Raw genomic sequence first — 14,281 nt, forward strand, 5'->3', positions numbered from 1 at the left:
ATATTCTGAACAGATTGATGCAGTTTCTTTGCATAGCAACGTTTTAAGGCGTAAAATAGCTGATTATTTTTATTGTTAGGAAAGCTGTTCAGTGCAGAGTCATTTAAATGTAGATCAATGGGTTATGGCACGTGACCGTCACCGTTTAAATCGACTGCGCAAAGATAAAAAAACAGAAACAGCGGAAATAGAAAAACTTTTTCAACAGTCAAATGACAAAGTCAAACAACGCTTAGCGCGTATTCCCCAAATTAAGCTCAATCAAGATTTACCTGTTACTCAGTATGCAGATCGTTTGATTGCCGCAATACAAAAACATCAAGTGATTATTGTGGCGGGTGAAACTGGTTCGGGTAAAACCACGCAGTTACCACAAATTGCCATGCTTGCTGGTCGTGGTCTCACTGGGATGATTGGGCATACTCAGCCGCGACGTTTAGCTGCTCGAAGTGTCTCACAACGTATTGCAGAAGAGGTTGGGCAGAAACTGGGCGAGGCGATTGGCTTTAAAATCCGTTTTAATGAGCAGGGGTCACAAGATTCTATCGTGCGTTTGATGACGGATGGTATTTTGCTGGCTGAGCTGACGAACGACCGCTTCCTTTCAAAATACGATACTATCATTATTGATGAAGCCCATGAACGTTCACTGAATATTGATTTCATCATGGGTTATCTCAAACAGTTGTTACCAAAGCGTCCTGATTTAAAAGTAATCGTGACGTCGGCGACTTTAGATGTAAATCGTTTTAGCCAATACTTTAATGATGCACCGATTTTTGAAGTAGAAGGGCGTAGCTTCCCTGTTGAAGTACGTTATCGTCCAATTTCGGAACTCAGTATTATTGGTAGTGATGATGATGAGTTTGATGATTTTGAAGAGAACTTACCACGTGCTGTGGTACAAGCAGTTGAAGAGTGTTTTGCTGATGCAGAGGGTAAAGGGCATCCAGAACATGCGGATATTTTAATTTTTGCCAGCACAGAGCAGGAAATCCGTGAATTACAGGAAACGCTGCAAAAATATGGTCCTCGTCATACTGAAGTGTTGCCTTTGTATGCACGTTTGGCACTCGCCGAGCAGCAAAAGATTTTCAGTCCAAGCGGTAAAGGTCGCCGTATCATTATTGCAACCAACGTTGCTGAAACAGCATTAACCGTTCCTAATATTCGTTATGTGATCGATAGCGGTTTTGCCCGTATTTCACGTTATAACTACCGTTCACGTGTGCAGCGCTTACCGATTGAAGCGATTTCACAGGCAGCAGCCAATCAGCGTAAAGGTCGTTGTGGCCGTATTGCTGCGGGTGTTTGTATTCGTTTATACAGTGAAGAGGATTTTTTAAGTCGTCCTGAGTTTACTGAACCAGAGATCAAACGAACCAACTTAGCTTCTGTCATTTTACAAATGCAAAGTTTGGGTTTAGGTAGTTTAGAAGATTTTGACTTTATTGAGCCGCCTGATTTCCGTTTGGTGAATGATGGGCGCAAGCTTTTGATTGAGTTGGGTGCATTAAGCGAACGTAAAAATGATTTAACTAAAGTGGGTCAAATGATGGCACGCATGCCGATTGATCCACGATTAGCTCGTATGCTGATTGGTGGCGCTCATTTTGGTGTACTGAAAGAAACTTTAATTATTGTCAGTGCCTTGGCGATTCAAGATCCACGAGAACGACCTGCCGATAAACAAATGCAGGCTGATCAGAAGCATGCTTTATTCAAAGAAGCAGATTCAGACTTTTTATTCTATTTAAAACTTTGGAATACGCTGCAAACCAGTCCTGATACGCAGTCTGAAAACAAGCGCCGTCAATTTGCGCGTCAACATTTTTTAAGTTGGTTACGTTTACGGGAATGGAAGCAAACCCATCAACAATTAGTTGAGTTGGCTGAAGGATTAAAGCTGAGCTTTAATGAAAAGGCAGCCAATTATGAAAATTTACATCGTGCTTTGTTAACGGGTTTACTTTCATTTATCGCCAATAAAACCGATGAACGTAATACTTTTATGGCGGTACGTCAGCAGAAAGCCAAGGTATTTCCTGCCAGTACGCTGCATAAGACCAATACTGCTTGGGTAATGGCATTTGAGATGGTGGAAACTTCTCAAGTATACTTACGAACTTTGGCAAAAATTGATCCTGAATGGATTTTATTAGCTGCACGTGACCTATTGAAATATCACTATTTCGAACCACATTGGTCGAAAAAAGCAGGCATTGTGAATGCCTATGCGCAAATTTCATTGTTTGGTTTAATTATTGAACCAAAACGTATGGTGAATTTTGAAAAAGTGGATCAAGCCGCGGCACATGAAATCTTTTTACGGGATGCCTTAACGACTGGTAATTTGGGTATTACGCCACCGTTTTTAAAGCACAATTTATTGAAGCTTGAAGAAGTTGAGCGTGTTGAAGATAAATTGCGTCGTCGTGATTTAGTGGTCGATGAAGAAACTATTTATCAATTTTATGCTGAAAAAGTGCCAGAGGAAATTGCCAGCCGCAGTAGTTTTGAAGATTGGCGTGCAACAGTAGAGCCAGATCATCCGCGTTATCTTTTTGTAGAAGATGATGCCTTATGGATGAATGATCGGCCAACCACACAGCAATTCCCAGATTATTTACATAATGGACAATTGCGTTTAGCTGCGAGCTATCGTTTTGATCCAAGCCATGATGAAGATGGTGCAACGGTTAAAATTCCTGTGCAGGCTTTGCCACAAGTAGATGAAAAGCAATGGTCATGGGGGATTCCTGGGTGGCGTCAGGATTTAATTGAGGCTTTGCTCAAGGCGTTGCCTAAAGACAAACGTCGTAATTTAGTTCCGATTCCAGATACTGCGAAAAAACTGATGCAAGGTGTTGATGCAGTACATTTACGTGAGCACTTATTTAGTTATTTAGCTTTTGCTCTGCGTGGTGAGCAAATTACTGAAAAAGATTTTTCTTTTGAACGAATTGATCAATATCTCGTACCTTTTATTAAAGTTGTGGATGAAAAAGGCAAACTCATTGCGCAAGGACGTGATTTAGATGAACTCAAAGCACGTTGTCGTGTTGAAACTCATCGTCCTGTGAAGCAGCAAAAGGGTGAGTTCCACACTTTCCCTGAAAATTTTGTATTTGAAGCGTCTCAAAAAGTCACGGGTGTGGTCGTAAAGCAATATCAGGCTTTGGTTCCAAGTAAAGTTTTTGCTGAACTTGATGTTAAAGATGAGTCAGGCGTGGTGATTCAAACCTTTAATGATCAAGATGAAGCAATTAAGCAACATCGTGAAGGCGTGATTCGTCTTTTACACATGCAATTGGGGGATTTAATCCGTCAATTGAAAAAACAGATTTCCAAACCATTGGCTTTGGCATATTCACCTTTAGGTGATCGGGCGAAGTTGGAACAAATGCTGGTTTATGCAACCTTACAAGTTTCAATAAAAACCTTGCCTAAAGATACGGCGGAATTTAATCAGCTAATGGCTGATGTAAAAAAGCAATTCTTGGCAGATGGCCAAAAAGTTTTAATTGATATTACTGATATTTTTACTCAATGGCAGCAAATTCGTCGCGAGTTATTGGTTTTAGATCAGGATATCTTTGGTCGAAGTGTAGATGACATAGAAGACCAACTTGATTTAATGTCGTTGGCGAACTTTGTCTACAGTAAACCTGTTGAGATTTGGCAGGAATACCCACGGTTTTTAAAAGCATTACTATTGCGTTTGGATCGTTTGCCAAATAATCTACAACGTGACCTCGCTGCAATTAACGATGTCGATCCATGGATGGACAAAGTATTTAAATTTAAAAATGATCCTAAAATCAAAGAATTGTATTTGATGTTGGAAGAACTTAGAATTTCCTTGTTTTCTCAACCGATGAAAACAAAGATGCCAATTTCACCAACTAGATTGCAAAAACTATGGGATCGATTAGCAATCGGTTAAACTGAGCAATAATGAAAGTTAGAAGCATTCTTTACAGGAGTTTTACATGGGCATTCGTATAACAGGTACAGGGTTATTTCACCCAACCGAATCTATTTCTAATGAAGAGTTGGTTGAAAGTTTAAATGCTTATGTAGAACAATTTAATCAAGAAAATGCTGAGCAAATTGCTGCTGGCGAGATCGAAGCATTACGTGGCTCAAGCCCAGAATTTATTGAAAAAGCGTCTGGTATCCAGCGCCGTTATGTGGTCGAAAAATCGGGTATTCTTGATCCAAAGCGCTTGCGTCCACGTTTACAAGAGCGTAGTAATGATGAACTTTCACTTCAAGCGGAGTGGGGCGTCGTTGCCGCAAAACAAGCGATGGAAAATGCAGGTGTTACCGCAGAAGACATCGATGTTGTCATCTTAGCTTGTTCAAATATGCAACGTGCCTACCCAGCAGTTGCGATTGAAATCCAGTCTGCTTTGGGTATCCAAGGTTATGCTTATGACATGAACGTGGCATGTTCTGCTGCAACATTTGGTTTGAAGCAAGCCTATGATGCCGTGAAATGTGGCGCGCGCCGTGTGTTATTGCTCAATGTTGAAATTACATCGGGTCATTTAGATTACCGTACTCGTGATGCACACTTTATCTTTGGTGATGTTGCGACTGCATCAATTATTGAAGAAACTGAAACAAAATCAGGTTTTGAAATTTTAGATATTCATTTGTTTACTCAATTCTCAAATAATATCCGTAATAACTTCGGTTTCTTAAATCGCAGTGAAGATGCGGTTGTAGATGACAAACTGTTCCGTCAAGACGGTCGTAAAGTATTTAAAGAAGTTTGTCCGCTTGTTGCAAAAATCATTACTGCACAGTTAGAAAAACTTGAATTAACTCCTGAGCAAGTTAAGCGTTTCTGGTTGCATCAAGCCAATGCGAATATGAATGAACTCATTTTAAAACTTGTTGTGGGTAAAGAAGCTGATTTAGAACGTGCACCTATTATTTTAGATGAGTTTGCCAATACGTCTTCTGCGGGTGTAATTATTGCGATGCATCGTACAGGTGAGCAAGTGAATAATGGCGAATATGCTGTGATTTCATCATTTGGTGCGGGTTATTCTGTAGGTTCAATCATCGTACAAAAACATATTGCATAATAATTATCTCTATTTAAATAAAAACACCACAATCAAAGTTGTGGTGTTTTTTTATGTGCTCTAAGTTCTACTTAAATAAAATTGCTAAATCAATCACTTGAGGTGTGCTATTGGTTCCGATTGTAGACGCATTTAGATTAGGTGTTCCATCCACATTAATTGCTAAACGTGCTCTTGGAGTTGTAATTGTAGTATCACTATTTAAATCAATACGATATAACACAGAAGGTCCAGAAGCACCTGAGACTGCTGCTAAAGCTAAGCCATTATCTCCACCCGCAATATCAAAGCCATTATCAGTGCCAAGATTAATACCTAGACTTCCAATTAGGCTCAGGGTGCCGTTATTAGGTGGATTCTGTTTGGTTAATGTCTTATTGGTTTGATCTAGATCAAACAATTCGGTAGCAAGTGTAGCCACAGGAGTTTTAAAACTGTTGGTATAAGCGGCTGCTGTTACTTTTGCACCTGAGGCACCATTAATATCACCATCTTTAATGGTGTCACCTGTATCTACATTAATTCGTAGATTTTGGCCTGTATTACTGATGACACGTAATCGATCCGCAGTTGGATTGAAATCAACAGCAAAGCTGGTTCCATCCAATGCAGTAAAACTACTACCTGCTGCTGGTTTTAATGTGCTTACTAAGCTTGCTAAGCCAGATTCAGGATTAATCGTGTATAAATTCGCTTTATTTGTTAATCCGTAAAGTTTACCCGAATGATCAGTTGCTGTTCTCAAACGATAGTCAATTCCCACAAATCGTTCATCAACGAGCAGACCAGTTAGTGATTTTTCAGAAACTGAGTTTGGATTATTTAAAGCAAAATTTAATAATTTATTATTGGCCGTTAAACCAAAAGCTTGTGCAGTAGAGTCAGAAGCTCTTTTCAGAGCAATTCCACGAATTCCCATCGTATTAAAACTATTATTTAAATCACTAGAAGCAAACACGGCATCATTACTGGTTCCAACATTGGCAAGATTGAGTTGGAAGAATTTATATGCTCCAGAGGTGAGTTTAAGTACTGCGAATCCGACGTTGCTGACAGGATCAATGTCTAGGCCACCACCGCCATTCGTATTGATATCTGCACCTAATGCTGCTGAAGCTCCAAGAGTTCCAGCATTCGCATTTTGGATATAAATTCGATCACTATTTTGATCAATACTATAGAGTTTGGTTGATCCAGTTCCTGCAAATGCATTGGTATATGCACCAGCAACAATAGTAGGGTTGCTTTCTGTTAAATTGATCGCACCATCCGTAATCGTTGCGCCAGTATCCACATTAATTCGAAGGTTTTGCCCCGTATTTGTAATAACCCTCAAACGATCTGCAACTGGATTGAAGTTCACGGTAATCAGATTTGCATCGCCTAAAATCTTAGTAAATGCTGCATTTCCATCAGTCGTATCAGTAGGATCAGCCATTAATTTTTTTATAAAAGTGGCTGAACCGGTTGCAGGATTTAAAGTATAAATATTACCTAATAATCCCACCGCATAAAGTTTTCCATCTTTCGGGCGATAATCGATTCCAACGAGTTCATCATCTGTTTGTAGACCTGTAATTTTAAGATTTGACACGATTTTATTTGGCATCATTCGATCAATTGAACTGATCATACCGTTGTTTGTTAAGATTAAAGTGTCACCTGTATTAGTATTTGTAGTTTCTGTATCGTTGTTAGAGTCATTATTACAACCCAATAATATTAGGCTACTCAGGGTTGCTGCGGTTAAAGTTAATGATCGTTTATTCATAATCGTTTATCCTGATACATATTTAAGTTATAAGAAGCTTTTGAGAAGTATTCCCTGTTATTTATTAACTGCTAGCTTCTTGTTATTGGATTGCTGTAATGAGTCTAGCCTTAGAAAAGATATCGACTTTTATTTTTAAATAAATAATTTAAAAATCTTATATTTACTTTTCTTAGATTATGTAGGGTAAAGTCGAAAGTAAATTAGTATTTTTAAGTGATTTTTGTGTATTTGAGTTTTTATTTGTAATTGTTCACGCCAACTTCACGCTAGCTAAGAAAGTCTAAATTATTAAAGTAATTGTTGTGATAAAAATATAATGTTTAAAATCCCAAAAAATCGAGAGAATTTTAAAAACCCTCTCGATTTCGATATATTTATTTACGCTTCTACAGTTTGAACTGCAATTTTTTTCGCTGGATCGACTTTACGTCGTACTGCTGGGACAGGTTCGCCATGATATTGACGATCTGCGAAATAGCTAGAACGAACCATTGGCGCTGACCAAATATTTCTAAAACCTAATTTTCGACCATGTTCAGCGTAACGCTCAAATTCTTCTGGAGTCACAAAGCGATCAATCGGTGCATGTTGCTTAGAAGGCTGTAGATATTGACCAATGGTCACGTAATCTACGTCGTGCGCACGAAGGTCATCGAGTAAAGCAATCACTTCCTCTTCTGTTTCACCAATCCCAACCATCAAACCACATTTAGTTGGTACGTCAGGACAGTATTCTTTAAACATTTTTAAAAGATTTAAAGAATGTTGATAGTCAGAACCTGGACGCATTGCTTTGTATAAGCGAGGAACTGTCTCGATATTATGATTAAAAACATCGGGTGGACATTCGGTCATGATGCGTAAGGCAATATCCATACGCCCACGGAAATCTGGAACTAAAATTTCTAGTAAAGTTTTTGGACTGAGTGCGCGAGCTTCTTTAATACAATCCACAAAGTGTTGAGCACCACCATCTAATAGATCATCACGGTCTACAGAAGTAATCACTGCATACTTAAGACCTAAGTTGGAAATGGTTTCGGCCATGTGGCGTGGTTCATCTGCGTCGAGTGCATTTGGTCGGCCATGCGCCACGTCACAAAACGGGCAACGGCGAGTACAAATATCACCCATGATCATAAAAGTAGCAGTACCACCACCAAAACACTCAGGGAGGTTAGGACAGGCAGCTTCTTCACAAACAGTATGGAGTTTTTGCGAACGTAGAGTTGTTTTTATACGCTGAACCTCTTCAGGTGCAGTCATTTTGACGCGAATCCAGTCTGGTTTACGAGGCACTTCAACCGTAGGTATAACTTTTACAGGAATTCTTGCGACTTTTTCTGCGCCACGAAGTTTTAAGCCCTGTTCAGGTTTACGGTGTTCAGACATATTATTTTCTACAACCTATTGCTTGAGATATTCGATTATTATAGTCAAATTTATTGGTTTATAGGATGAATTAGGTATTCATTTTGAAAATGTGAATATATAAAATTATATGGTTGAGAAATACATCAAGCCATAGCATATTAGTTATCATATATATAGAAGTAAACAGCGAAGAGACAAAGGAGCTTTGAATGCCACGTAAGAAAGAGGTCGTTGGTGGGAATGTTGTAAAATTTGATGCAGTAATTCTCGGTTCTGGCCCAGCTGGTGAAGGCGCGGCAATGAAGCTAGCTAAAGCAGGTAGACGTGTAGCGATCGTTGATATACGTGATCAACTTGGTGGTAATTGTGCTCATGTAGGAACAATTCCCAGTAAAGCATTACGTCAAACAGTATCAAGTATTATTCGCTATCAACGTGACCCTATGTTTCAAAAAGTCGGTGAGTGGAAACAATTCACCATGAAACAAGTGCTACGTAATGCACATAAGGTAATTCAACAGCAAGTTGATACGCATACACGTTTCTATGATCGCAACAAAATTGATGTGTTTCATGGACGTGCTTATATCCAAGATAAAAATACGGTTTTGATTTTTGGTCAAGACGGAATCAAAGATACGATCATTTGCAAGCAAATAGTGATTGCAACGGGTAGTCGCCCTTATCAACCACAAGGTTTAGATTTCAATCATCCGCGTGTATTTGATTCAGATAAAATTCTTGATTTGGATTATTCAATTCAAAAAATCATTATTTATGGTGCTGGTGTGATCGGTTGCGAATATGCTTCGATTTTCATTGGTTTAGATCATAAAGTTGATTTGATTAATACCCAACAAAAGCTTTTAAGCTACCTTGATGATGAAATCGCAGATGCATTGTCTTATCACTTACGTGAACAAGGCGTATTGATTCGACATAATGAGCAAATTGATCGCTTAGAAACCTTTGATGATCATGTGGTTTTACATTTGCTGAGCGGTAAGAAGATTAAAGCTGATGCCATTTTATGGTGCAACGGTCGTTCTGGTAATACAGATGGTCTTGGTTTGGAAAATGTCGGTTTAACACCGAATAACCGTGGCCAGTTGATGGTCAATGATCAATACCAAACTGAAGTTGATAACATCTATGCTGCAGGGGATGTTATTGGTTGGCCATCACTTGCATCGGCTGCTTATGACCAAGGTCGTTGTGCAGGTGCAAATATGGTTGGTGAGAAAAATGTTAAGCCAATTAAAGATGTGCCAACAGGTATTTATACAATCCCAGAAATTTCTTCAATTGGTAAGAACGAGCAGCAATTAACTGAAGAAAAAGTACCTTATGAAGTAGGTCAGGCTTCATTCCGTCATCTAGCTCGTGCCCAAATTACGGGGGATACGGTTGGTGAATTAAAAATCTTGTTCCATCGCGATACTTTAGAAGTACTGGGTATTCACTGCTTTGGTAATAATGCGGCAGAGATTATTCACATTGGGCAAGTGGTGATGCATAGTCCAAACAATACGTTGAAGTACTTCGTTGAAACGACATTCAACTATCCAACGATGGCAGAAGCATATCGTGTAGCAGCTTTGAATGGTATGAATCGTTTGTTTTAAATGGCGATGGATTTAGTTCGACAAGCACCGAAATGCCAATCAATTTGATTGGCATTTTGTTATCTGGATTTAGTTAGGAAATTTGCGATGAAAACTAAAATAAATAATCTAATTCTTGTAGTAATCATTTTATTGCTTGCAGCCTATTTGGGTTTTGATTTTAAAGAAAAGCAAAATACTAGAATTACTAGCAGTAACACCCAAACTTCAGTTTCAAACACCAATATTTCTGTCGATGATCAAGACAAAATCATGCAGGCTTATCAACAGCAAAGAAGCAATATTCAAGTTCAAGCGCAGGGTATTGTGAAAGCAGTTTTGTCAGATGACAATCAAGGTTCAAAACATCAGAAAATGATTCTTAAACTTGAGAATGGTTTAACGGTTTTGATTGCACATAATATTGATTTAGCCCCAAGAATAGACGGGCTTAAAAAAGGTGATCAGCTTGAGTTTTTTGGTGAATATGAATATAGCCCAAAAGGTGGTGTGATTCATTGGACCCATCATGATCCACAAAGAAAACATATTGACGGATGGTTAAAATATAAAGGGAAAATATATCAATGATATTTTCCCTTTATCACTCATTCTATTTGTATGTTCTCAATCAGCTTGTAAGCGCTAATTTCTGACGAGATTTCCATTTAGGTAGGACTTTAGCTAAATAAGCGTCCATGCACCATACAGGGCCAATGAGGAGGAATTGTAAGTCTTTAAAGAAAGAAGGCTTTTTCCCTTCAACTTTGTGACCATAAAATTGGCCAATCCAAGCAATCACAAAGACACCAATATAGAATCCTACGCCTACAGGTAAAATAATAATGAGCCACGCCATAACGGCTAACAGTGCAGCCATTGCAACAGCTAGAACAATATCCAAACGAGCATAAAATACTAAAGTGAGTACAAGAAGCAAAGCGGTGAGTAGGGTGCTAAAATGAGCTAAAATACCAATAATTGAAAAAAGAATAGCTGGGACACAAACCCAATGAATTTTTTTATTCGTTTGATTTTGATGACTGTCACTATACTCATCAAACCATGCATCAATTGACTTCATATTAATTCCTTTGCTGTATTTATTTTACTTGCTCAATATACCGAATTGAATAAAAAGGGTCAAAATCATTCGCTGATATGATGTTGTTCTAAAAAGTAACTGTATTTTCTAAATTCTTTTGTCTCATAATAAAGAAAGCCATACTAGATGGCTTTTTCTTGGAGAGTGTAAAACTAAGTTATTAAGAACTAGGTCCATCAACTCGTTCGATGCTCACATTACCAGTACCAGAACCAGACATACCAAGTTGCTTTGCAGCACCATAAGATAAATCTAGCACTCGGTTGCCATGGAATGGACCACGATCATTTACTTTTACTACAACACTCTTGCCGTTCTCTTTATTTGTTACACGGATATAACAGTTTAAAGGAAGGCTACGGTGAGCTGCAGTTAATCCATTCATATCGAATGTTTCACCGCTTGCTGTTTTACGACCATGAAATTGACGTCCATACCAAGACGCAACGCCACTTTGGCTGAATTTACGAACTGTGTTCGAAGCAACAGTATTCAGTTTTTCAATCACTGAAGGCTCTTCTTCAGGAATATCGATTTTTGCAGCAATCGTCTGGCGACGGATTTGGTCACCTGAACTCTCAGTGATTGAAAGACTATTAACGTTTGAAAAACGCGAATTAAAATTTTGAGAATCTTTGCTTAGTACGCGGGCAGCTAAATTAGAACCCTCCACATCATTATTCATTGATGTCGATTGTACCATTTCCGCATGTAACGGGCTTAAACTTAAGCCTGCCGTCAGCGCTAGAATATATTTTAGCGAAAACTGCATTGTATAAACTCCTAGAGAACATGCTTTTCTATTTCAAAAAACAACTTTGAAATATAGTGCACATGTCTAATTATTCACTTTTGCAATTACTTTACTTGAGTGGATAATATTCATCGCTTACGAAGTGTGTCTAGTCTTTAACGATAAATAGTTACAAAAAGGGCAAAAACTTACAGTTTGCGGTTAAAAAATAATCAATATTGTAACAGAGTATATTTTTTGCTGAATATGCGATCTTTTTGCTTGATTTTTTTATTGACTTTTCAGAATGTTATAAAAAAGCTAGTCTATCGACTAGCTACTTCGGTGCCCAATAACCATACTGCTGTTGCATACATACGACTTTTATTATAGGTCGTAATCACTTGGAAATTTGGATAAGTAATATAGTAAATTGGACCAAATTGGTCTTGTAATTGAATGACATTCACTAAGTCTAAATCATCAATTTTTACCAAAGGGTCAACAGGGGAAACCCCTAATCTTTTCAATTCTCCATAGGGAATAGGTTGGGTTAAATCCTTGGAAATAATACTATCTGGGTTGTTGCCTAAGTAACGGGCTGGAAACCCAATTGGCCGATCGCGCTGCCAACCATGTTGAGCTAAATAGTTAGCAATAGAGCCAATAGCATCTGTTGCAGAATTTCTTAAATCAATGTGACCATTTCCATCATAATCTACGCCCAACTTTTGAATATTGCTTGGCATGAATTGCGGAAAACCAATAGCACCTGCATATGAACCGACGATACTATTTGTTGGATAACCTTCTTTATATGTCCAAGCGATCAAGGCCGCTAGTTCATCGCTAAAATAATCTGCTCGACGAGGATAACCGAAAGCGAGCGTCGCAAGCGCATCTCTAGTGACGAAAGAGCCCTTATTTGCACCATAACCTGTTTCTACACCTAAAATGCCCAGAATGACTGTTTTAGGTACGCCAAACTGCTGTTCAGCACGATTCAACGCGTCTTGATATTGATTTTTAAAGTTTGCCCCGCGTTGGATAGTGCCATCAACGAGAAACATTGAACGATATTCATACCAAGGTTTACTTTCGCCTGGGCGAGTCATGATATTGAGAATATTAGGTAAATCTTTAGCGCCACTCATGGCTGCATCAATTTGTTCACTCGTTAAATTATAAGTTGACATTGCTTTCTGCTTAAAAGCAAAGTAATTCGGATGTGTATAAAATTCATTTGCTTGAGCCCAATTACTGCTGACAAATAAACTGGCACTCAAACCAAGCAATTTAAAAATTTTATTTAAATTAGGAAGAAACATATGTTTATAAAATTCCTCATTATCGATGTGTATGAATAGACATAACCAGTCCAAAAGTAGACATCAGGGTAATAATTGCCGTCCCACCATAACTCATGAAGGGTAAAGGCACACCAACTACGGGTAAAATACCACTGACCATACCTGCATTTACAAATACATAAACAAAAAATGACAAACCAAATGCGCCTGCAACCAAGCGACCATAGTTATGGAAGCTCTGCAATCCAATTTGGAATGTTCTAAAGATAATTGCACAATAAAGAATAATAAGCAGTGTCACGCCAATTAAGCCAAATTCTTCAGAATAAGCGGCAATAATAAAGTCGGTATGACCTTCAGGTAAGAAATGTAGATGAGATTGGGTACCTTCTAAGAACCCTTTACCAGAGAATCCTCCTGAGCCAATCGCAGTTTTAGACTGAATAATGTTCCAACCTGTGCCTAGAGCATCTGCTTCAGGATCTAATAATGTAAGAACACGCTGACGTTGATAATCATGCAGTAAAAATTCCCAAGCAATTGGAATAATAATTGCAGCTAGACCTGCGGCTGCAGCGATGAGTCGCCAAGATAAACCACTTAAAAACAGTACGAAAATACCACTAGCCAGAATCAGTAGTGATGTACCTAAGTCAGGCTGTTCTGCAATAAGTAGAAAAGGTACGACAATCAACATCAATGACAGTACAACTTGTGAAAGGCTCGGAGGTAATGCTTTTCGTGATAGAAACCAAGCAATCATCATTGGCATGCCAATCTTCATAAATTCACTGGGTTGCACACTGCCGAAGCCTGGTATATCAATCCAACGTTGTGCTCCCATACGGACTTCACCAAAAATGACGACTGCTACTAATGAAAGTACACCAAATACATAAAAATAAGGTGAAAATGCCTGATATACCTTGGGGGGGATTTGAGCCAAACTACACATAACAACAAAGCCAATCCCAAAGCTCATTGCTTGCTTACTGACTAGTCCGACATCTTGGGCCGAAGCACTATATAAAACCGTGAGTCCAAGTAAGGCATTTAGAACCAAAAAAGAACAAAGCCAAGGATCGATATGCAATTGTTGCCAACGAGAGGGCTGTGCAGCTGTACTCAAGCCATCACGAGGTGCTTGACGTAAAAATTTGTATTGTGAGCTTGGAGACATGTGATTCTAAATCAGGTAAATCAAGGCTTCGCGAATGCTAACATAAACGTGATCAGGACCAAAGCAAGGCTTTGTGTATCGTGTAAAAAGCAAAATAATCTT

The 14,281-nt window shown here is 38.6% G+C and carries 10 protein-coding genes; 4 read left to right on the forward strand and 6 right to left on the reverse strand.

The window, feature by feature from the left end:
- Window positions 1-91 precede the first annotated feature (91 nt).
- Window positions 92-3,946 (forward strand): ATP-dependent RNA helicase HrpA, encoded by a 3,855-nt coding sequence (gene hrpA, locus O1449_RS06455; RefSeq protein WP_269239487.1) that lies wholly within the window; start codon window positions 92-94, stop codon window positions 3,944-3,946.
- 46 nt (window positions 3,947-3,992) lie between these two features.
- Window positions 3,993-5,099, forward strand: a complete 1,107-nt coding sequence (locus O1449_RS06460; protein ID WP_269239488.1) for a beta-ketoacyl-ACP synthase III — start codon at window positions 3,993-3,995, stop codon at window positions 5,097-5,099.
- 67 nt (window positions 5,100-5,166) lie between these two features.
- Here the strand turns inward: O1449_RS06460 and O1449_RS06465 are convergent, their stop codons facing one another.
- Both O1449_RS06465 and lipA read right to left on the reverse strand, forming a co-directional pair.
- Window positions 5,167-6,870 (reverse strand): DUF4394 domain-containing protein, encoded by a 1,704-nt coding sequence (locus O1449_RS06465; RefSeq protein ID WP_269239489.1) that lies wholly within the window; start codon window positions 6,868-6,870, stop codon window positions 5,167-5,169.
- A 381-nt stretch (window positions 6,871-7,251) separates the two neighbouring features.
- Complete coding sequence (lipA, locus tag O1449_RS06470) at window positions 7,252-8,265, reverse strand: lipoyl synthase (RefSeq protein ID WP_269230189.1); 1,014 nt, start codon at window positions 8,263-8,265, stop codon at window positions 7,252-7,254.
- A gap of 191 nt (window positions 8,266-8,456) precedes the next feature.
- Between lipA and sthA the strand changes: the two genes are divergently transcribed.
- Window positions 8,457-9,872 carry a Si-specific NAD(P)(+) transhydrogenase gene (gene sthA / locus O1449_RS06475; RefSeq protein WP_005159656.1) on the forward strand — a complete coding sequence of 472 codons (1,416 nt, stop codon included), beginning with the start codon at window positions 8,457-8,459 and terminating at the stop codon, window positions 9,870-9,872.
- A gap of 87 nt (window positions 9,873-9,959) precedes the next feature.
- Window positions 9,960-10,442: a DUF3465 domain-containing protein gene (locus O1449_RS06480; RefSeq protein WP_241282447.1), complete on the forward strand. Its 483-nt coding sequence runs from the start codon at window positions 9,960-9,962 to the stop codon at window positions 10,440-10,442.
- Window positions 10,443-10,482: 40 nt separating this feature from the next.
- Here the strand turns inward: O1449_RS06480 and O1449_RS06485 are convergent, their stop codons facing one another.
- From O1449_RS06485 to rodA, 4 genes are all read right to left on the reverse strand, one after another.
- Window positions 10,483-10,935, reverse strand: a complete 453-nt coding sequence (locus O1449_RS06485; protein WP_050040117.1) for an Mpo1 family 2-hydroxy fatty acid dioxygenase — start codon at window positions 10,933-10,935, stop codon at window positions 10,483-10,485.
- 181 nt (window positions 10,936-11,116) lie between these two features.
- Window positions 11,117-11,728 carry a septal ring lytic transglycosylase RlpA family protein gene (locus O1449_RS06490; protein WP_269239490.1) on the reverse strand — a complete coding sequence of 204 codons (612 nt, stop codon included), beginning with the start codon at window positions 11,726-11,728 and terminating at the stop codon, window positions 11,117-11,119.
- A 287-nt stretch (window positions 11,729-12,015) separates the two neighbouring features.
- Window positions 12,016-13,017, reverse strand: coding sequence for a lytic murein transglycosylase B (gene mltB / locus O1449_RS06495; RefSeq protein WP_269239491.1), 1,002 nt, complete (start codon window positions 13,015-13,017; stop codon window positions 12,016-12,018).
- 19 nt (window positions 13,018-13,036) lie between these two features.
- A complete protein-coding gene (gene rodA, locus O1449_RS06500) occupies window positions 13,037-14,179 on the reverse strand; it encodes a rod shape-determining protein RodA (RefSeq protein ID WP_269230194.1) in 1,143 nt (380 codons plus the stop codon).
- Window positions 14,180-14,281 lie beyond the last annotated feature (102 nt).

Origin of the sequence: Acinetobacter sp. TR3 (genome assembly GCF_027105055.1) — a bacterium.
Classification (GTDB): Bacteria; Pseudomonadota; Gammaproteobacteria; order Pseudomonadales; family Moraxellaceae; genus Acinetobacter.